The sequence below is a fragment of the Flavobacterium crocinum genome (assembly GCF_003122385.1).
GTDB classification, from domain to species: domain Bacteria; phylum Bacteroidota; class Bacteroidia; order Flavobacteriales; family Flavobacteriaceae; genus Flavobacterium; species Flavobacterium crocinum.
Genome location: NZ_CP029255.1, coordinates 1,442,262 through 1,462,205 on the forward strand (window position 1 = coordinate 1,442,262; position 19,944 = coordinate 1,462,205).

The 19,944-nt window shown below is 33.1% G+C and carries 17 protein-coding genes; 7 read left to right on the top strand and 10 right to left on the bottom strand.

Annotated elements, in window-relative coordinates:
- Positions 1 to 15: 15 nt before the first annotated feature.
- Both HYN56_RS06705 and HYN56_RS06710 read right to left on the bottom strand, forming a co-directional pair.
- On the bottom strand, positions 16 to 2,223 hold the full coding sequence (locus HYN56_RS06705) for a TonB-dependent receptor (protein WP_109191469.1): 2,208 nt from the start codon (positions 2,221 to 2,223) through the stop codon (positions 16 to 18).
- 160 nt (positions 2,224 to 2,383) lie between these two features.
- Positions 2,384 to 2,737: a hypothetical protein gene (locus HYN56_RS06710; RefSeq protein WP_167398282.1), complete on the bottom strand. Its 354-nt coding sequence runs from the start codon at positions 2,735 to 2,737 to the stop codon at positions 2,384 to 2,386.
- Between the two features lie 226 nt (positions 2,738 to 2,963).
- On the opposite strand from HYN56_RS06710, the gene HYN56_RS06715 reads away from it, so the two are divergent.
- Complete coding sequence (locus HYN56_RS06715) at positions 2,964 to 3,668, top strand: porin family protein (protein ID WP_109191471.1); 705 nt, start codon at positions 2,964 to 2,966, stop codon at positions 3,666 to 3,668.
- On the opposite strand, the gene HYN56_RS06720 is transcribed toward HYN56_RS06715, so the two are convergent.
- The gene (locus HYN56_RS06720; RefSeq protein WP_240622663.1) at positions 3,663 to 4,268 is read right to left on the bottom strand and encodes a hypothetical protein; all 606 of its coding nucleotides are present in this window, start codon (positions 4,266 to 4,268) and stop codon (positions 3,663 to 3,665) included. The genes HYN56_RS06715 and HYN56_RS06720 overlap by 6 nt on opposite strands.
- Before the next feature lie 165 nt (positions 4,269 to 4,433).
- Between HYN56_RS06720 and HYN56_RS06725 the strand changes: the two genes are divergently transcribed.
- From HYN56_RS06725 to HYN56_RS06740, 4 genes are all read left to right on the top strand, one after another.
- Complete coding sequence (locus HYN56_RS06725) at positions 4,434 to 6,905, top strand: bifunctional UDP-N-acetylmuramoyl-tripeptide:D-alanyl-D-alanine ligase/alanine racemase (protein ID WP_109194740.1); 2,472 nt, start codon at positions 4,434 to 4,436, stop codon at positions 6,903 to 6,905.
- A 68-nt stretch (positions 6,906 to 6,973) separates the two neighbouring features.
- On the top strand, positions 6,974 to 7,351 hold the full coding sequence (mscL, locus tag HYN56_RS06730) for a large conductance mechanosensitive channel protein MscL (protein ID WP_109191472.1): 378 nt from the start codon (positions 6,974 to 6,976) through the stop codon (positions 7,349 to 7,351).
- 174 nt (positions 7,352 to 7,525) lie between these two features.
- Positions 7,526 to 8,515 (top strand): aspartate-semialdehyde dehydrogenase, encoded by a 990-nt coding sequence (locus tag HYN56_RS06735; RefSeq protein WP_109191473.1) that lies wholly within the window; start codon positions 7,526 to 7,528, stop codon positions 8,513 to 8,515.
- Between the two features lie 167 nt (positions 8,516 to 8,682).
- Entirely contained in the window at positions 8,683 to 9,084 is a 402-nt protein-coding gene (locus HYN56_RS06740) for an SMI1/KNR4 family protein (RefSeq protein ID WP_109191474.1), read from the top strand.
- A gap of 131 nt (positions 9,085 to 9,215) precedes the next feature.
- On the opposite strand, the gene HYN56_RS06745 is transcribed toward HYN56_RS06740, so the two are convergent.
- The 4 genes from HYN56_RS06745 to HYN56_RS06760 form a co-directional block, all read right to left on the bottom strand.
- Positions 9,216 to 9,533: a 2Fe-2S iron-sulfur cluster-binding family protein gene (locus HYN56_RS06745; protein WP_095929730.1), complete on the bottom strand. Its 318-nt coding sequence runs from the start codon at positions 9,531 to 9,533 to the stop codon at positions 9,216 to 9,218.
- Between the two features lie 59 nt (positions 9,534 to 9,592).
- Positions 9,593 to 10,072: a hypothetical protein gene (locus HYN56_RS06750; RefSeq protein WP_109191475.1), complete on the bottom strand. Its 480-nt coding sequence runs from the start codon at positions 10,070 to 10,072 to the stop codon at positions 9,593 to 9,595.
- Positions 10,073 to 10,285: 213 nt separating this feature from the next.
- Positions 10,286 to 10,525: a NifU family protein gene (locus HYN56_RS06755; protein ID WP_057116000.1), complete on the bottom strand. Its 240-nt coding sequence runs from the start codon at positions 10,523 to 10,525 to the stop codon at positions 10,286 to 10,288.
- 82 nt (positions 10,526 to 10,607) lie between these two features.
- Positions 10,608 to 11,738, bottom strand: coding sequence for an Mrp/NBP35 family ATP-binding protein (locus HYN56_RS06760; protein ID WP_109191476.1), 1,131 nt, complete (start codon positions 11,736 to 11,738; stop codon positions 10,608 to 10,610).
- A 397-nt stretch (positions 11,739 to 12,135) separates the two neighbouring features.
- Between HYN56_RS06760 and HYN56_RS06765 the strand changes: the two genes are divergently transcribed.
- On the top strand, positions 12,136 to 13,734 hold the full coding sequence (locus tag HYN56_RS06765) for a L,D-transpeptidase family protein (RefSeq protein ID WP_109191477.1): 1,599 nt from the start codon (positions 12,136 to 12,138) through the stop codon (positions 13,732 to 13,734).
- 64 nt (positions 13,735 to 13,798) lie between these two features.
- On the opposite strand, the gene HYN56_RS06770 is transcribed toward HYN56_RS06765, so the two are convergent.
- From HYN56_RS06770 to HYN56_RS06780, 3 genes are all read right to left on the bottom strand, one after another.
- A complete protein-coding gene (locus HYN56_RS06770) occupies positions 13,799 to 16,225 on the bottom strand; it encodes an ABC transporter permease (protein ID WP_109191478.1) in 2,427 nt (808 codons plus the stop codon).
- Between the two features lie 135 nt (positions 16,226 to 16,360).
- Positions 16,361 to 17,068, bottom strand: coding sequence for an ABC transporter ATP-binding protein (locus HYN56_RS06775; RefSeq protein ID WP_109191479.1), 708 nt, complete (start codon positions 17,066 to 17,068; stop codon positions 16,361 to 16,363).
- Between the two features lie 104 nt (positions 17,069 to 17,172).
- A complete protein-coding gene (locus HYN56_RS06780) occupies positions 17,173 to 18,417 on the bottom strand; it encodes an efflux RND transporter periplasmic adaptor subunit (protein ID WP_109191480.1) in 1,245 nt (414 codons plus the stop codon).
- Positions 18,418 to 18,577: 160 nt separating this feature from the next.
- On the opposite strand from HYN56_RS06780, the gene HYN56_RS06785 reads away from it, so the two are divergent.
- Positions 18,578 to 19,930 (top strand): sigma-54-dependent transcriptional regulator, encoded by a 1,353-nt coding sequence (locus tag HYN56_RS06785; protein ID WP_109191481.1) that lies wholly within the window; start codon positions 18,578 to 18,580, stop codon positions 19,928 to 19,930.
- The last annotated feature ends 14 nt before the right edge of the window (positions 19,931 to 19,944 follow it).

Below are 19,944 nucleotides of genomic sequence, written 5' to 3' on the forward strand. Positions count from 1 at the left end.
CGGTTAAATAAAATTTTATAAGTTGAAGTTAACTCCCAAAACGATATTTCTACCAATGTTTGGAATGCCGTCTGTTTTCAGTCTTGAAAGGTGTGCAATATATTTTTTGTCAAATAAATTGTTTCCGTTTAGGTTAATGTCAAAAGCCGTTTTTCCTAATTTAACAGTTCCTCCAAAACCTAAATTTACCAAAGTATAGCCTTTTGAAGCAGTTTCAAAACCACTTACATTATCCTGGCTAAAAGTTGAAGAAACATTTAGCGAAGCAAAACCTTCACTTAACCAATTTTTGATATTAAATTCAGTTCTAAGCGTATTATTCCAATTATTTGCAGGAATTAAAGGCAGATAATCGTCATTGTCCTTTTTTCCGGTAACCGTTTCAAAACTTGTTTCAAAATGCAACCAGTCTAAAGGATGCGGGTGAAAGTGCAGACCAACTTCACCACCGTACAATTGTGCATTATCCTGAACATAAGCAAAAACATCATTGTCTTCTAAAACTTCTCCAGTTGGCGAAGTGTAGATATAATTGTTTACATGATTGTAAAATCCGTTTACGAAGAATTCAAAGTGCGAATTTTTGTATTCTAAGTTTAAATCGGTCTGAACGTTTTGTTCTGTTTTCAGATTCGCATTTCCAATTTCGTATCTGTTAGTTCCTTCGTGAACACCGTTTGAAGTTAATTCAGCTAAGTTTGGCGCTCTAAATCCTGTAGCAACATTTAAACGAAGTGTCAACGGTTCAGCCAATTTTGTTTTATAGCCTAAAGAAGCATTAAAACTGTCAAAAGAACGATCCAAAGCCTGGAAATAACCTTCTTCACCTTCAGTTCCGTGAGCTATTGAATTGACGTTTCTATTGTCAAAACGCAATCCGGCTTGTAAAACACTGTTGTTCCATTCGTAGTTAGCTGTTCCAAATACACCAAAATCATTAGTTGTAGCATCCGGAATTAAATACTCTTCACCGGAATTTTTGTTGGTTTGATGCATTCCCTGAACACCAACAATTGTTTCAATTTTTCCGAGTTTAGGAAAATGATATTTTGCATTGTAATTGAAAGTATTCAGTTTCATGTGAAGAGAAGCTTCGTTGCTGTCTTCAAATTCGCTTCTGTCATTGGCAATATAACCCAAATCAACATCCAGTTTAGAGTTTTCAAAAAAGATAACATTGTTTAAACTCAATAAATGATTGAAAATTCCTTGTCTTGGAAATTGAGTGTCTTTGCTTGAAGATTGTTCTGCAATTCCGTCTTCCGGAATTCCAATATCCAGTTTGTTGTAATTGTATCTTAAAACACTAGAAAAAGTAGAGTTGCTGTATCCAATTCCGGTTTTAAAATCGGTTTCGTTATAACGTGAATTCGTTACGCGATCTCCGTCAGCAATTTTGTAATCAGAATGCGTATTGTAACTTCCGCGAGCTAAGAATTTCCAGTTGTCTGTCGATGTTTTTAATCCGATTGAAGAATTGCTTCCTTGTGTATTGGTAAAATATTTTTGACTGAAATTTGCTTTAAAATCGCCTGCATCAGCAAATTTTTCAGGATTAAAGTATAAAACTCCACCTAAAGCATCGGAACCGTATAATAAAGAAGCTGGCCCTTTAATCACTTCAACACTTTCGATTCCGGCATCGTTTAAACCTAAACCATGTTCGTCTCCAAATTGCTGATTTTCGATACGAACACCTTGAGAATATACTAAAACACGGTTACCGCTCAATCCACGAATTACAGGTTTTCCAATAGAAGTTCCAGTCGAAATCTGTGAAACTCCGGGAATTGTAGCCAGACCTTCAATTAAAGTTGAGGTTCCTTTTTGCTGTAATGTTTTGATACTTTCGTGCTCGATTTTCATTACATTTTGTGATTGCAATTTATTGAATGGAGTAGAAACCACTACTTCATCCATTTCTAAGATAGATTCTTCAAGTGTAATGTCTAAAGTATTCTGTTTTAGTAATTTTACGATAGTTTTATTCTGATTAGCGTAGCCAACATAAGTAAAAGCAAGTCTAAGACTTCCGTTTGGAAGATTGTTTAATTCATATTTCCCGTTTGCATCTGTAGTTGTTCCTTTGTGAATTTCAGGTGCATATACAGAAACGCCAGGTAATGGATTATTTTGATTATCGGTTACAGTACCAGAAACCGAATTTTGAGCAGATAGAATGCCCGAGAACCCTAAAATAAGGGCAATTATAAATTTTTTCATTTGAAAATGATGCTATAGTTAAATTGATTTTTTTCTTTCGAATGAAAAACCAAAGCAAACAGTAAAGCATTCTGATCCCGATTATAGAAACAGGATTAGAAAACTCATTGCTGCATGAATTTAAATTAAAAGAAATTTGATTTTTTCTAAAATAGAAAACTTAAGAAACTATAGTAGCAGGGGGTCCGCGCAATAAATAAGCGCTTTTTGGAATAGAAAAAATCTTTTCTGACAGCGGAAAGAAATAAGGAATATCGCTGTTGAAATAGTAAAACTGAAAAGAGAAATTTTGCGGAACAATAAACGATTCAAAAGCAAAATGGCAAACAAAACAAACGTCATAATCATGATGCTGATGCGTTATTTCGCCATTAGGATCATTGTAATTATGATGACACTGCTTTTCTGAAAGCTGTTTTACAATATGCTCATAACTGTGTATGGACTGAAACAATATCGAGAACAATATTGTGACAGCAAACGAAAGACTTAATATGAGCTGTTTTTTCTTCATTTCCTGCAAAGGTATAAAACATAAAAAGAAAATTCATTTATTTTTTACCGTTTTCAGCTGATTTATTGAAAAATATGCAACGATTATTTTTATTAGCAATTAAAATAAGAATATTTGTATTTCTTATCGTTGCTAAAAAAAGCATTATAGTATATTTGTATATAAAATAAATAAGCTCCCAAAAGCGTTTGTTTAAATAACTTCCTTATAAAACCAAATTTACGATATGCGAATTATTTTTAGCTGCCTGTTTTTACTCACTTTTTTCAGCTCTTTTGCACAAGAAGAGGTTAAACCTGAAGTAAAACCGGTAATAAAAATAGATTCTTTGTATCGGGAAGATCAGTTTTATTTTTCGGTTACTTATAATATGTTTACCGATATTCCAATTGACTTTAAACAGAATAAATTTTCTTTGGGTCTTTCCGGAGGTTTTCTTCGTGATATGCCGGTTAATAAATCCAGAACAGTTGCAATTGCAGCCGGATTGGGATTAAGTTATCAAAATTATAATCAGAATTTAACGATTTCAAGAGATGGGCAAGGAGCAATTATATACGGAGTAAATAACTCCAGTGAATTTGTTTCAAACCGTTACAGACAATATTCCATAGATCTTCCAATAGAATTCAGATGGCGAAATTCAACCTACGAAAGCACTAAATTCTGGCGTATTTATGGTGGTGTAAAATTGAGTTATATTTTTTCGAGCACCTCTCTTTTAGATGATGGTGAAAACAATTATAAAATTAATAATAACAAGGATATCAATAAGTTTCAGTATGGCCCTTATTTGGCTGCAGGATATAATACTTGGAACGTATATCTTTATTATGGTTTAAGTCCGTTGTTTAATTCTGCGACCACTTTGTCTGGAGAAAAAATCAACATGAAAACTTTAAATGCAGGATTGATTTTTTATATTTTATAGCCACAAATATAAAAACAAAAGCTGAGGCATTATCCCGACAAACAAACCAATCAATATTTCTCTGGAAGTATGCGCATTCATTTCTAAGCGTGATGAAGCCACAATTCCCGATAACAAAATCAGTAAAGCCGGCCAGTACGGATTATGCATTTGAAGATGAATGTTTAAACCAATCACAAAAATGGCAAAACCGCAGATGGCAACCATATGTAAACTCGCTTTTATTTTAAAAAGAGCAAAAACCAAAGCCAGAATTGCACTAAACAAAGCTCCCAGAAAAAAGAAATGAAGTTCCGGATAACGGGTAATTACAATACTTCTTTTTACCAGTAAAATATACAAAAAACACTGTAAAATTAACGGAATAGTACGCTCTGAAGTCTGACTCAGCATAATTGATTTTACATGTCCGGTTGATCGAAGCAACAGATAAAACAAAATAGGCACTATTACATTAATGACCAAAATCTGCAATAAAACAAAGTATTTTTCCTGCGTACTGAAAAGATCTTCTTTACAGAACAAATAAAATAAAGTGGCATAAAGCGATATAAAAATCGGATGTAATATATAGGAGAAAAGTGGAAGTATTTTTTTCAAAACGAGGAAATTTATGGTGTAAAAACAAATATACTCAATAAATGTTTTCTGCCACGAATTACACGAGTTTTCACCAATTCATTTAACTATTAAAAAAATAATTTGTGAAAATTTGGGAAATTCGTGGCAAACCTTTTTTTAAATTTGAAAAAAAGATATTACCAAATGAGCCTAAACTTAAAAAGCCTGATTTCAGTACTTAACGCTAAATGTGAAGGTCTGGAAAATGATGTTTTCATTGATCATATTTCAATAGACAGCCGTTCTCTTCAAAACGGATCTCAAACCTTGTTTTTTGCTTTGACAGGAGTTAACAACGATGCTCATTTATTTATTCCTGATTTAATAGAAAAAGGAGTTCAGAATTTTGTTGTGCACTACATTCCAAAAGAATTGCCGGGAAAAGCTAATTTTCTTGTTGTCGAGAATACGCTTGATGCCTTACAGGAATTTGCCGCATATTATAGAAATCTTTTTCATTTTCCCATAATCGGATTGACAGGAAGTAACGGAAAAACCATTGTAAAAGAATGGCTTAATTTCTTGTTAAGCCCCGATTATAATATTATTAGAAGTCCTAAAAGCTATAACTCTCAAGTTGGTGTGCCACTTTCAGTAATTGCAATTAATGAAAAACACAATTTAGGGATTTTTGAAGCTGGAATTTCTACAGTTAATGAAATGGCAAAACTGGAGAAAATCATTAAGCCTAATATTGGTGTTTTAACCAATATTGGTTCTGCTCATGATGAAGGATTTTTAAATTTAGTACAAAAGATTGATGAAAAATTACTTTTGTTTAAAGACTGTCCAGTAATAATCTATCAAAAAACAGAAGTTGTAGATTCGTGTCTCACGCAGTTTGCGGCAGAATATATGATGCATCCGCGAAAACTTTTTTCATGGAGTTTTACAGATAAAAGTGCCGATGTTTTTATTTTAAAGAAAGAAAGTAAAAACGATCACACCAATATTCAGTATCAATATCAAAATGAAACTTTTGCTTTAGAAATTCCGTTTAGCGATTCGGCTTCTATAGAAAATGCGATTTCTTGCCTATTGGTTTTACTGCATTTCAAATACGATCAAACAACGATTCAAAACCGAATTGAGATGTTGTATCCCGTTAGAATGCGTTTGGAAGTGAAGAACGGAATTAACAATTGCAGTATAATTGATGATAGTTATAGTTCTGATTTTCAATCACTAAAAATTGCTTTGGACTTCTTGGAGAGTCAAACGAAAAAAAACGCCTCAAAAACAGTTATTTTATCAGACATTTTCCAAAGCGGTTTTTCGAATGAAGAATTGTATTCTAAAGTAGCACAGTTAATTGTGGATAATAAAATTAATCGTGTAATTGGTATTGGAGCAACTATTTCTTCTTTTGCAGCTAAATTTCCAAACAGCCAAATGTTTCAAAATACAGCTGCTTTTATACAATCTATTGAAAGTTTGAATTTTCAAAACGAAACAATCTTAATAAAAGGAGCAAGGTCTTTTGAGTTCGAAGAAATTGTTTCGCTATTGGAAGAGAAAACGCATGAAACAGTTCTTGAAATTAATCTGGATGCCATTAGTCATAACTTCAATTATTTTAAATCAAAACTGGCTCCAAATGTCAAAATGATGGTAATGGTAAAAGCTTTTGGTTATGGAAATGGCGGACTGGAAATCGCAAAATTATTAGAACATCATAAAGTAGATTATTTAGGTGTGGCTTTCGCCGATGAAGGAATATCATTGAAAAATGGCGGTATAAAATTGCCGATTATGGTTCTAAATCCGGAATCGACTAGTTTTCCATCAATCATACAATATCAATTAGAACCTGAAATTTACAGCATAAAAGGTTTAAATGCGTTTTTGAAAATCGCCCGGGAAAAGAAACTCAAAGATTTCCCAATTCACATTAAGATCGATACCGGAATGCATCGTTTAGGTTTTGAAGAAAATACAATTGAAGAATTGATTGAAACATTAAAAGGAAATTCAACCGTTCGGGTTCAAAGTATTCTTTCGCATTTAGCTACAAGCGATGATCCAAAACATTATGATTTTGTCAATAAACAAATTGCATTATTCGAGAAATTGTCTTCCCGATTAATGAACGAATTAAATATAAACCCAATTCGACATATTTTAAATACTTCCGGAATCAGTAATTTTCCGGATTCTCAATACAATATGGTACGTTTAGGAATCGGTTTGTACGGTGTTTCCAACGATCCGGCAGAACAAAAATATCTGGAAAACGTTGGGACTTTAAAATCAATTATTTCTCAGGTCCGCAATATTCCTGCAGGAGACAGCGTAGGTTATGGACGCCGATTTATGGCAAATAAAGAAACTAAAATTGCCACAATCCCGATTGGTTATGCAGACGGAATTTCCAGATTATGGGGAAATGAAGTTGGATTTGTAAACATAAAAAATCAAAAAGCACCCATTGTAGGTAGTGTTTGCATGGACATGCTGATGGTAAACGTTTCAGAAATTGACTGCAAAGAAGGTGATCCGGTAATTATTTTTGGCGAAAGCCCAACCGTTATTGAGATGGCAGAAGCTTTAAAAACAATTCCGTACGAGATTATGACCAGTATTTCGCAACGAGTAAAACGGGTATTTTTTAGATAATTTTAAGAAATTTCAAGAAAATTGCGTATTTTCGGGTTTCACTTATTATAAATATAAACAGATACGATATGGGATTTTTTTCAGAATTTAAGGAATTTGCAATGAAAGGCAACGTGGTTGACCTGGCTGTCGGGGTGATCATTGGAGCTGCTTTTGGTAAAATTGTCAGCTCATTTATTGAAGATGTAATTACGCCATTGTTGTTGAAACCGGCTTTAGATGCTGCGAATTTGTCGACAATTGAACAATTAACCGCTTTTGGAGGTGTAAAGTACGGATTGTTTCTATCGGCAGTAATTAACTTTATTATCGTTGCTTTTGTTTTATTCCTGATCATTAAAGCGATGAACCATGCTAAAAAGAAAGATGTTGCACCACCGCCTCCGGTCGGACCAACTCAGGAAGAATTATTGATACAGATCAGAGATTTATTGAAAAATAAATAAATATAATACCGCTACACTAAGTCTAATTTAACCGCCTTCTAAAGAGGCGGTTTTTTTACAAAATGTTTATTTTGTAACATTTTGTTATTTTTTGTGAATCACCTTGCAGAGACTTTTATTATACTTACTTTTGCCAAGTAAAATTTGATTATTGAATTATTTAAAAATATAAAAATGAGAATTGCAGTCGTTGGTGCTACCGGAATGGTTGGCGAAGTAATGCTTAAAGTTTTAGCGGAAAGAAATTTTCCTGTTACAGAATTAATCCCTGTTGCATCTGAAAGATCAGTAGGAAAAGAAATTGAATACAAAGGAACAAAATATAAAGTAGTTGGTTTACAGACAGCAGTAGATATGAAAGCAGATATTGCCGTTTTCTCTGCCGGAGGAGATACTTCTTTGGAATGGGCTCCAAAATTTGCTGCTGCAGGAACTACTGTAATTGATAACTCATCTGCATGGAGAATGGACGCTACTAAAAAATTAGTAGTTCCGGAAATCAATGCTTCTGTTTTAACTAAAGAAGATAAAATTATTGCAAATCCAAACTGTTCTACTATTCAAATGGTATTGGCTTTGGCTCCTTTGCACAAAAAATACAATATTAAAAGAATCATTGTTTCTACTTACCAATCAATTACCGGAACGGGTGTAAAGGCGGTAAAACAATTAGAAAATGAGTATGCAGGAATCCAGGGTGATATGGCTTACAAATATCCAATTCACAGAAATGCAATTCCTCACTGTGATAGTTTTGAAGAAAACGGATACACTAAGGAAGAAATGAAATTAGTTCGTGAAACTCAAAAAATTCTTGGTGACAACACAATCAGAGTTACCGCTACTGCCGTTCGTGTTCCTGTTGTAGGTGGACATAGTGAAGCGGTAAACGTTGAGTTTACAAATGATTTTGATGTAAATGAGGTTCGTGAAATTTTACACCATACTGATGGAGTAACAGTACAGGATAATTTAGATACATTTACTTACCCAATGCCATTATATGCTGAAGGTAAAAATGATGTTTTTGTTGGAAGAATCCGTCGTGACGAAAGCCAGCCAAACACTTTAAACATGTGGATTGTTGCTGATAACTTAAGAAAAGGTGCTGCTACAAACACTATTCAAATCGCTGAGTATTTAATTCAGGCAGGTTTGGTATAATCTGAGAGATTAAATAAAATTGTTATAAAGAGAAAACCGTAATTGCAATACTGTGATTACGGTTTTTTTGATTGCATAATAGTACAGTTTAAAAGCTTTATAATTTATTTAATATATTCTTAATTCATATAAAGTTATTTTTGTCAGATCAATTAAAATAAAGTTTTATGCCATTTCCTTTAGATGTAAAATATATAATTGAAACCGAAGAACAGTTAGAGGTTCAATTTCCTTCTTTATTTAAAGAAAAAATGATGAAAGAGAATGGAGGAGAGGCTGCAACAGAATATGATGATTGGAATTTATATCCCTTTTTTGATCAAAGCGATAAAAAGAGAATTAGCAGAACCTGTCAGGATATTGTTTTAGGAACGAACCAAGCAAGAAAATGGAATAATTTTCCATCATCTGCAATTGCTATTGCGAGCAACGGCTGTGGTGATCAATTAGTTCTTATCCCGTTAGATAATGATAAGGGAAAATTAAGTGAAGTAATTTATTTTTGGTATCATGAAACAGGAGCACTAGAGAAAGTAGCTGAAAGTATTCAAGAATTAATAGAGGAATAAAGCGACTTTTCATAAAAAAACCGACAGTTTTTTAAACCTGTCGGGTTTGAAAGAATTAAAAAAAATCCAAATTCCAATAACGTCAAGTCGTTTTGGGATTTGGAATTTTAATATATTGGAATTTTTATATTTTAATATTCCGGAGCTAATTCAAGTTCCAGACCTTCTAATTCTTCAGTAATTGGAATCTGGCATCCTAAACGGCTATTAGACTTCACGTAAAATGCCTCAGAAAGCATCGCTTCTTCATCATCTCCCATTTCCGGTAATGCAACGTCATTCAGAACATAACACTGGCAGGAAGCGCACATGGCCATTCCTCCGCAAGTTCCTTCAACAGGAAGTTCGTATGCTTTGCATAACTCCATTATATTCATTGCCATATCAGTTGGAGCCTGTAATTCGTGTATAACTCCTTCTCGATCTTTAATCTTTATTAATACATCCATTTTTAATTATTGGAATTTTATTGCAGCATTTGAAAACGTGTTCAAATCCTTTATTAATTTTAACTTTTTTCTTTTAAGCTAAAAGCATATTCTTTTTGATTATTGTCTTTCAGGCGCATCTTAACACCAATTATATTGCCTCCTTTTTCTAATATGGTGACAACTGATATAACAGAATAATAATCTTTGTCCGACTGAAAAATTAAAGTTCCTTCGTAGGTCGAATTTAATACTCCTTGTTTATCTGTCTGTGCGCTGAGCTTTCTCGGATGAGAAAAGTCAGCAGAACTGTAAGTTGTTTTATTTGAGAACTTTGCTTTTCCGTTGCAAAGGTCATATAAAAAATCATAATTGCCAATTCGTAAAGCGCCTTCTTCAGTTTTTCCATTCGTAGAGAAAATAATTTGTCCCGAATATTGAAAATCTGACCATTCTTCAGATTCATTTACCCAAGCTTTGTCAGCAAAAAGTGTTTGGCCCTGTTGTGCATTTACAGCGCTTATAGAAAACAATAAAAAAAGAGCGTAAAAGTTTCTCATAAGTTTAAGATTTAGGGTTAGTTTACAAATTTAAGTTAAAAATGTAATAATAATGTAACCAAAACTCTTAAAACTTTAAGTTGTTTTTTGTTAATATCGTAAAAATGATTGTTTTTTGAAGCTTTTTTTGCTGTTTATTTAAGTAAAAGTTAATAAGGCTTATTATTCTTGTTAAATGCTAGAAATAGGCTTTCAAAAAAAATACTCAGTTTGTTACATAATATTTACCACTGTTTCAATTTGTGGTGCATATTTTTTGATTGTAGTTTCAACTCCTGCTTTTAGTGTCATTTGATTTACACTACAGCTAATACATGCTCCTTCAAGACGAACTTTTACATGTTTATCATCTTCGATAGAAATTAATGAAATGTCTCCTCCGTCGGATTTTAAAAATGGCCTAATCTCGTCTAAAGCCAATAAAACATTATTTGTTAATTCTTCTGTTGTCATAATATGAATGTGTCAATTAGAAAATGTGTCAATTAGAAAATTTTGAACATTATCTAATTGGCAAATTATCTCATTATCTAAATTAATTCTTTTTTACTGCTGAACAACCAGCCATTGTTGTAATTTTAATAGCTTCGGTTGCCGGTAAACTTTCGTTTCTGTTTACGGTTTCCTGTACAACATTTCTAGTAATTTCCTCAAATACTTTTTCTATAGGAGAAGCGGTTTGTAATGCTGCCGGACGACCGTAATCTCCTGCTTCACGAATAGATTGTACAATTGGAACTTCTCCTAAAAACGGAACTTCTAAATCCTGCGCAAGGTTTTTAGCACCTTCCTGTCCAAAGATATAATATTTATTTTCAGGTAATTCTTCAGGTGTAAAATAAGCCATGTTTTCAATAATTCCTAAAACCGGAACATTGATGTTATCCTGCATAAACATTGCTACTCCTTTTTTTGCATCTGCTAAAGCTACAGCCTGTGGAGTACTTACTACAACAGCTCCTGTAATAGGAAGAGACTGCATAATAGACAAGTGAATATCTCCGGTTCCAGGAGGTAAATCAAGAAGCATGAAATCCAGTTCTCCCCAGTCTGCATCAAAAATCATTTGGTTTAATGCTTTTGCAGCCATTGGTCCTCTCCAGATTACGGCCTGACTTGGAGCGGTAAAGAATCCAATAGAAAGCATTTTGATTTCATAACTTTCAATAGGTTTCATTTTTGATTTTCCGTCAACTGTGATAGAAACCGGTTTTTCATTTTCAACGTCGAACATAATCGGCATTGAAGGACCGTAAATATCAGCGTCTAAAACCCCAACTTTAAAGCCCATTTTGGCAAGTGTTACCGCTAAATTTGCTGTTACTGTAGATTTTCCTACTCCTCCTTTTCCGGAAGCAACTGCAATAATATTTTTGATTCCCGGAATAGCACGACCTTTAATTTCAGGTTTTTCCGGACTTTCAACTTTAATGTTTACTTTAACTTTTGCGTCAGGAGATATTAATTCATGAATTGTTTTCTTGATATCATCTTCTGCTCTTTTTTTGATGTGCATTGCAGGTGTATGCAATACAAGGTCAACAACAGCTTCATCACCAAAAGTAATTACGTTGGTTACAGCGCCGCTTTCAACCATATTTTTTCCTTCTCCGGCAATAGTAATGGTTTCTAATGCTTTAAGAATTTCTTTTCTATCTAGTTTCATTGTAATGGGCTATTTTTCTATTCTTGGAAACCGGTTTATAAAGATTATACTTATTTAAACCGAATTCAGGGTGCAAAGATAACAGATTAAGTTCGGAATTATGCGATTTTGAATTGTAATTATTGATATAGAGATTATTCAAAATTATGCTTAGAATTTTTTTCCGCGTTTTTTAACCTTAAAAACAACCTACTTTAATCTCATGTCGAATTGTTTTTTGTATAAATTTTCTTCTATTTAAAGAGGAAATCTCACAAAACTTCTTTATATTTGAGTACCCAAATCAATGATTTCCAGTTATAAAAAAAGTATGTGAAAACTTATTTTTTCAGGACGGCTTATTGGGTTTTCCGTATTTTTTTCAAAAGTTATTTTCTATCATTTAAACTTTAAAAATATGCGAAATTTTACTTTTTCTACAATTATTATTGCGGTCAGCTTTTTTGCATTTTCATTTCATCCCTTCACTCGTAAAACAGAAAGTAAAGAGGTCTTGATAAACAATAAATATGTTTCTGCAATTACAATAGATGCAGCATCAATAAATGCTTTCTTTAAAAAATATCCTAAACTGAAAAAATATCAGAAAGATGTAGAGGATCTTTACAAAAACAAGCAATACAAATCGATTTGGTATGATGATGATAAGATAACAGAATTTGCTGCATTATTGTATCAAAAAGTAAATGTTCTCAAAGATCAGGGAATAAACACCGAAATGCCTTATAAGGAAGTAATCGATCAGGCATTTAATGAAAGTGATAATATTGAGCCTCCTCAATTAGATACAGAATTGCTTTTAACCAACATGTATATTTTTTATGCCAGCAATGTTTATTCTGGTGTAGATCCCGCAACTTTAAAGAAAATAGGGTGGTTTTTGCCTGCTAAAAGCATTTCGTATTCCAAAATTTTAGATTCATTGCTTGTCGACACCAATCGATTAAATGAAGATGATAATCTTATGTTTAGCCAATATTATAAACTGAAAGATGCCTTAAAGAAATTCCGTAAAATTGAGACCGACAATCTTTGGCAGAAAATTACGATTGACAGCCTTAATTATAAAGACTTAAGACCGGATGATACTGCTGTTGCGATAAAACAAATTAGAAATCGTTTGTTTGTGGAGGGAGATCTTAAACGGGATTCGCAAAGTGATATTTATGATGAAGAATTAATGGCAGGAGTTTTAAATTATAAAAAAAGATACAATCTTAAAATAAACTATGCCATAACCAGAGATCATATCAAACAAATGAATGAACCAATCAGCAAAAGAATTAAAACCATTATGCTGAATATGGAAAGATGCAGATGGATTCCGACTAATTTATCTAAAGCAAGTGAATATGTGATGGTTAATATTCCATCGTTCAGAATGTTTTATGTGAAGGACGGAAAGTATGCGCTCGTTTCGGATATTTTTGTTGGAAACAGATTGAGTGAAACAGTTATTTTCAGCGGTACCATGGATCGAATTGTTTTCAGTCCGTATTGGTATGTTCCCAATAGTATTATTCAGAATGAATTGAAACTCCAGATGGCCAGGGATAAAAACTATCTGGCCGATCATAATATGGAATGGAACGGAGGGAAAGTAAGGCAAAAACCGGGGCCTAAAAACTCCTTAGGATTGGTAAAATTTATGTTTCCCAATCCAAATGATATTTACATGCATGATACGCCTGCGAAGAGTTTGTTTGAATTTGAAAATCGTACGTTTAGTCATGGCTGTATTAATGTAAAAGAAGCAAAAAATCTGGCATTGGCTATTTTAAAAGACGATCCGGACTGGCCTGTAGATAAAATTGACAAAGCGATGAGTGGTGAAAAAGAAACTACTTGTATGCTTAAACGTAAAATTCCGGTTTATATAGGATATTTTACAGCCTGGGTTCAGGATAATGGAGAAATAAACTTTTTTCCGGATGTGTATAGTCGTGATGAAAGTTTAGATAAACTTCTTTATTCAGATTCTGTAACCATGAAATAAAATAAAAAACCCGGCAGATTAAAAAATATAATCTGTCGGGTTCTAAAAAAAATGGTCTACAAGCTTATTCGTATTTTAAATATTTTAAAACGTCTATTTTGGTTACCTGAAATGCTTTTGTTAAGACAATTAATAATGTCAGGAACAAAAGTGAAATCAATGCAATTCCAAAAGGAACGGATGATATTCCAATTCTAAAAGCAAAATCTTCAAGCCATTTTTGTAATAAGATGTAAGCAGGAACAATTCCAATTCCAAAGCCTATTAAACAAAAAACAATATATTGTTTTGATAATTCTTTTAATAAAACATCAGTTTCTGCTCCTAATGTTTTTCTAATGGCGATTTCTTTTAATCTTCTCTCCATCGAAAATGATGCCAAAGCGAACAAACCAAAGATTGCAATTACAATTACGACCAAATTTAAGATAAAAAACAGGTTTTTTTGCTTTACTTGCTCCTCATAAGTCTTTGCAAATCCTTTGTTAACAAATTCGTAATCAAAAGGATAGTCCGGGTTTACGTTTTTCTCCCAATATAATTTCAATTTTTCTAACGTTTCTGTTAAATTATTTGGAGAAACCTTCACGTAGACATTTTGAAAATTATTCCACTTCAATGCCTTCATGTTTAAAAAGACCATTGGAGGTACTTTGTTCTGTAATCCGGTAATATTAAAATCTTTTACAATCCCGACAATTTTAAATTTCATATTTCCTTTTTCATTTCCCCAGCCAGAGGTTATAATGGTGTTTATAGGGTTTTTAAGTCCTAAAGTTTTGGCCAGTGTTTCATTTATAAGCCAGTTTTCAATCGTGTCTGAGGCAAATTTTGGAGACAAATCCCGACCTTCCACAACTTTAATTTTCATCATTTCCAAAAAACCAAAATCCATATCTACATTTCGGGGCTGTACGAAAACGCCATTATGCGTAAAACCGGAACTCGAATTAGTACCGTTTCCAAAAGTACCCGCAAAAGTAGAAACTTGCTGAACCCCTGATATTTTGAGGATTTCTTGTTTTGTGGTTTCGTATTTTTGCCCTTTTGTTTTGTAATCCTGATAATTAAATGGAATACGAATTACCTGATCCCCGTTAAAACCAAGATCTTTATTCATCATATAATCAACTTGAGAATTGACAATAAGTGCTCCAATGATAAAAAAGGCTGCAATTCCAAATTGAAAAATAAGCATGGAGTTACGAATCCAGATTCCGCTTTTACTTCGCGAAAAATTACCTTTTAAAACTTTTAAAGTTTCAAAATTTGAAATATAAACAGCTGGAAAAATACCTGCAAGAATGATTACTAATCCAAAAATCAAAATGAGTTGCAGGTAAAATTCGGCACCGTTGATGATTAAGTTCTTTTTCAAAAAAGCATTATAAAATGGCAGAGAAAGCTCTACAATTGCCAATGCAAACAAAATGGCAAGAGTCACAATTATTGCCGTTTCAAATATAAATTGGGTAATAATTTGTTTTTTGGAAGCGCCCACAATTTTACGAACGCCAACTTCTTTAGCGCGTTTAATGGCTGACGCAGTTGCCAGATTGATATAGTTAACCAATGACAGGATTAAAATTAAAAGCGATAAGCCTGCCATAATGTAAAGAAGTTTCAAATTTCCTGTTCCTTCCGGAGATGCCGATCCGGAAGATTTTGTACCATATAAGTAGCGTGTTTTTAGCTGATCCAGAATAATTTTTATCTCTCCGTTTTCTTTTATGTATTGCTCAACAGTTTGTCCGCTTGCTTTAGCATCTTTTAAGGTTCTGTTTACAAAATTGACATTATGCATTTTCTTTAAAACAGTGGCGATATCAGCATCTTTTTTTGTTTTAATCATCAATCCATAATTGAAATTTCCCCATTGATTAAGATCATTTTCGCGAATAATTCCGCCAAAAACGTAATTTGGTTCAACAGTAGAAGGTCTTATAATGCGATAAACAGCTTTTACGGTATAAGACTGATCTTGATAAGTAATAGATTTTCCTATTGGATCTTCGTCTCCAAAAAGTAATTTTGCCTGTGCTTCAGAAACAGCAACGCTGTTTTTTTCTTTAAGAATATCTTTTTTCGCACCTTTAACGATAGGAAAAGGATAAAAATCAAAAAAGTTATTATCAGTTACAGTTATTTTTTTATCAATCAGCTTTTTGTTCTGATATTTTATAACCGATTCATTATACCAGTCATTTAAGAAGCAAATTTGTTCAATTTCAGGTACTGTTGCCGCGCAGGTCTGACCAAAAGGGATCGAACTCGTGGTCCAGGTATCGCCGGTTCTTCCTATTTGATTCAGGACCTGATAGACATTTTCTTTTTCCGGATTCCATTGATCGTAAGCATGTTCATTATTCCAGTATAAGATGGCGAAAATGACACCGGAAATCCCGATACTTAATCCTAAAACATTTAAAAACGAAAACAATTTGTTTTGCTTTAAATGATAAATAAATATTTTAAACCAGTTAAAAATCATTTTGTTATATATTTTTATAGTTGATATGACTGTTTTATTTAAACCGTTTTTTGGTTTTAAATCATAGTAAATATTTTGCAGACAAGTTCTACCAGAACTACGAGTGCCGTAACGATAATTTTGATCATCATTTTATTATTTAGCGTCCATAAAAACATCAACATTACGTTGATTTAACTTTTCAGAAAATATAACTCCGTCTTTCATATGAATGGTTTTTTGAGAAAAAGAAGCATCATAATCAGAGTGGGTAACCATCAATATTGTAGCACCTTTAGCGTGTAAATCGGTTAGGAGTTCCATTACCTCGTTACCATTTTTACTATCTAAATTTCCGGTTGGCTCATCGGCCAGAATAATTTTTGGATCATTAACCAAAGCCCTTGCAACGGCAACTCTCTGTTGTTGTCCACCCGAAAGTTGTTGCGGAAAATGTCTTAAACGATGTGAGATATTCAATTTTTCTGCAATCGCTTCGATTTTTTGCTTTCTTTCAGAAGCTTTTACATTGTTGTAAAGAAGTGGTAATTCGATATTGTCGTAAACTGAAAGCTCATCGATCAGGTTGAAGTTTTGGAAAATAAAACCAATATTTTCCTTTCTCACTTTTGCTCTTCCTTTTTCTTTCAGACCAATCATTTCCTGATCCAGCAATTTATAACTTCCGTCATTTGCGCTGTCCAAAAGTCCGATGATATTTAATAAAGTCGATTTTCCACAGCCCGAAGGTCCCATAATAGTTAAGAAATCTCCTTTTTTTATTTCTAAATTAATACCGCTTAATGCAGCAGTTTCTATTTCTTCTGTTCTAAAAACTTTGGTTAAATTCTGAATTGTGATCATAATTTTTAAGGTTTTGAAATGTTGTTAAAAACGTTTTTTGATTGATGATTGATGTCTTTCCTGAAAGGTTTTTAAAACCTTGTAGGTATTTCTTTTTTTGGCGTTTATTGTTTTTGAAGCGAAAGCTCTTCAATGTCTTTATAGTCCGAGTAAGAAGAAGTAATAACAGATTGGCCTTCTTTTAGACCTTCCAGAACTTCATAATAAGAAGGATTTTCGCGTCCTAGTTTGATGTTTCTTCTTTCGGCTTTATCTCCTTTCACAACAAAAATCCATTTTCCTGCTGCTTCCTGATTAAAACTTCCTTTTGGGATTACTAATGTTTTGTTTTTCTCAGACAAAATCAGTTTTACGCCAAAACTAAGTCCGTCTTGTAGTGTAATTGCTTCTTTTGAGGTAAATACCAATTCGACTGTAAAGTGTCCGTTTTTTACTTCCGGAATTACTTTGGTAACCAAAACTTCCAGATTTTGACCTTTAAATTCAACCTGACCTTTTAAACCTTCTCTGATTTTTTCCAAATAAAATTCATCTACGTCGGCAGAAAGTTTGTAGCCTTTTTTAGAATCGATTTTCCCGATGCTTTGACCTGCCTGAAAGTTTTGACCTAAAACAGCTTCAAAAGAAGTTAATCTTCCGGTTTCAGGCGCTGTAATCAAGAAATTCTTTTTGTTGTTTCTAAGGATTTCAAGACTTTTCTCCATCGTCTGAATAGAACGGTTGATTTGAGAAATCTGAACCTGATTGCTTTGTTTCTCCTTCTGAATGCTTTGCTGAATGGTTTTTTTACGTTCTTCCTGAAAACGAAGACTTTCTTTAAAAGTATTCCAGTCATTTTTTGAAATTACATCTTTGGCAAACAATTTAGCATTGACATCGTATAGTCTTTTAGCGTCATTATAATCATGTTCTATTAAAACGAAATCCTTGGTTAAGTTTAATTCCTGGTTTCTAATATTTAATTTTCCTGTATTTAAATTGTTGATTTGCTCAATAATAGCGGTTTCCTGAGTTAGGTAATTCAACTCTGTATTCGGATTGTATAAACGGGCAAGAGATTGGCCTTTGGTAACCATGGCGCCGTTTTCTACAAAAATTTCTTTAACTGAACCGCCTTCGGTAACATTTACCAGCATTACATTCAAAGGCTCGACTTTTGCCTGAAAAACTACGAAATCTTCAAAAAAGGCTTTTTCTGCTTTTTGGATTACCAGTTCATCAGTTTTAACATTTAAAGTTCTTTTGGTATTAAATGCAAAAACGACGATAACCACTACAACTAAAAAAACAGCTATTGCTATTGTGAGATATCTAAATTTTTTATTTTTACGAGGAATTATCTTGTCCATTTTTTTTAATATTTTACTGATAATCAATAGGTAAATACTGTGCCATAAAATTTATTATTTGTAAAGTATTGATTTTAAAGAGTGTTTTAAAATCCCTTCAAAAAAGTAGTGTTCGATAATGAACAGTTGACCGTTCGGAAGCGGACAGAAAAAATATCTTATGCGAAAAAAACAAGCCCACATATTAATAGTTGACGATCAGGAAGAAATTCTTTTTTCGGCAAAAATGATTCTCAAAAAGCATTTTGAAACGATTTTTACAGAAAATAACCCTAAAAAAATCATTTCAATCTTGGCTGAAAATGAAATAAATGTGGTTTTGCTGGATATGAATTACCGAATTGGTTTTGAAGACGGACGTGAAGGAATTCATTGGCTGAAAGAAATTAAAACGCTTTCACCAAATACAATTGTAATTTTAATGACGGCTTTTGGTAAAATAGAAACCGCAGTGGAAAGCATTAAAATTGGCGCTTTTGATTATGTTTTAAAGCCATGGAATAATGAAAAATTATTGGAAACGATTGATAAAGCAGTTGTCGAAAGCAGAAAAAACAGTAAAAAGCCAGCTGTTGAAAATGGAGACAAATCCGAAAAGAAATATTTCGTGGGAACTTCTGCCAAAATAAGACAAGCTTATTCTATTGCCGAAAAAGTAGCCAGAACCGATGCAAACGTTCTGATTTTGGGTGAAAACGGAACAGGAAAATATGTTTTTGCCGAATTTATTCACCAGCATTCGGACAGAAAAAATCAGCCTTTTGTACATGTCGATTTGGGTTCATTAAGTGATAATTTGTTTGAAAGCGAACTTTTTGGTTATGCCAAAGGTGCTTTTACAGATGCCAAAACAGATACTCCCGGTCGTTTTGAAAATGCCTCAAACGGAACTATTTTTTTAGATGAAATCGGAAATATTCCGTTGCATCTTCAGGCTAAACTGCTTCATGTTTTGCAGACCAAAACCGTAACGCGTTTGGGAGAAAGCAAGCCAAGGCCGCTTAATGTGCGTGTTATTGCGGCCACAAACAGCGATATTAAATCGGAAGTAAAAAATAAAACGTTTCGTGAAGATTTGCTTTACAGAATTAATACAATGGAAATTAATCTGCCTTCTTTGAGAGAAAGAAAAGACGATATTGTGCCAATGGCAAACTTTATTCTGGAACAGATTGCAGAAAAATACAATCAGGAAAATTGGTCTTTTGAAGAGAATGCTGCCTCTTATTTGGAACGATATCCGTGGAAAGGAAATGTTCGTGAAATGGAAAATAAGATTGAGCGCGCATTAATTTTAGCCGAAAATAATACTATTTCTGTACTGGATTTGGATATTTTGGATTTTGAAGAAATTCAGGAAAACGATGAAAATCCGTTGTCTGAAATGGAAAAAAGCGCAATCGAAAAAGCTTTATTCAAACACAACGGAAACATTAGTAAAACAGCAGAAGAATTGGGTTTATCCCGAGCTGCGTTATATCGCAGAATTGAAAAATACGATCTGAAGAATTAAACGTAACTTAAGTT

What these genes read in the sequence shown, in the direction of transcription:
- HYN56_RS06705 (WP_109191469.1), bottom strand. Translation starts at nt 2,223, where the DNA reads ATGAAAAAATTTATAATTGCCCTTATTTTAGGGTTCTCGGGCATTCTA.
- HYN56_RS06710 (WP_167398282.1), bottom strand. Translation starts at nt 2,737, where the DNA reads ATGAAGAAAAAACAGCTCATATTAAGTCTTTCGTTTGCTGTCACAATA.
- HYN56_RS06715 (WP_109191471.1), top strand. Translation starts at nt 2,964, where the DNA reads ATGCGAATTATTTTTAGCTGCCTGTTTTTACTCACTTTTTTCAGCTCT.
- HYN56_RS06725 (WP_109194740.1), top strand. Translation starts at nt 4,434, where the DNA reads ATGAGCCTAAACTTAAAAAGCCTGATTTCAGTACTTAACGCTAAATGT.
- mscL (WP_109191472.1), top strand. Translation starts at nt 6,974, where the DNA reads ATGGGATTTTTTTCAGAATTTAAGGAATTTGCAATGAAAGGCAACGTG.
- HYN56_RS06735 (WP_109191473.1), top strand. Translation starts at nt 7,526, where the DNA reads ATGAGAATTGCAGTCGTTGGTGCTACCGGAATGGTTGGCGAAGTAATG.
- HYN56_RS06740 (WP_109191474.1), top strand. Translation starts at nt 8,683, where the DNA reads ATGCCATTTCCTTTAGATGTAAAATATATAATTGAAACCGAAGAACAG.
- HYN56_RS06745 (WP_095929730.1), bottom strand. Translation starts at nt 9,533, where the DNA reads ATGGATGTATTAATAAAGATTAAAGATCGAGAAGGAGTTATACACGAA.
- HYN56_RS06750 (WP_109191475.1), bottom strand. Translation starts at nt 10,072, where the DNA reads ATGAGAAACTTTTACGCTCTTTTTTTATTGTTTTCTATAAGCGCTGTA.
- HYN56_RS06755 (WP_057116000.1), bottom strand. Translation starts at nt 10,525, where the DNA reads ATGACAACAGAAGAATTAACAAATAATGTTTTATTGGCTTTAGACGAG.
- HYN56_RS06760 (WP_109191476.1), bottom strand. Translation starts at nt 11,738, where the DNA reads ATGAAACTAGATAGAAAAGAAATTCTTAAAGCATTAGAAACCATTACT.
- HYN56_RS06765 (WP_109191477.1), top strand. Translation starts at nt 12,136, where the DNA reads ATGCGAAATTTTACTTTTTCTACAATTATTATTGCGGTCAGCTTTTTT.
- HYN56_RS06770 (WP_109191478.1), bottom strand. Translation starts at nt 16,225, where the DNA reads ATGATTTTTAACTGGTTTAAAATATTTATTTATCATTTAAAGCAAAAC.
- HYN56_RS06775 (WP_109191479.1), bottom strand. Translation starts at nt 17,068, where the DNA reads ATGATCACAATTCAGAATTTAACCAAAGTTTTTAGAACAGAAGAAATA.
- HYN56_RS06780 (WP_109191480.1), bottom strand. Translation starts at nt 18,417, where the DNA reads ATGGACAAGATAATTCCTCGTAAAAATAAAAAATTTAGATATCTCACA.
- HYN56_RS06785 (WP_109191481.1), top strand. Translation starts at nt 18,578, where the DNA reads ATGCGAAAAAAACAAGCCCACATATTAATAGTTGACGATCAGGAAGAA.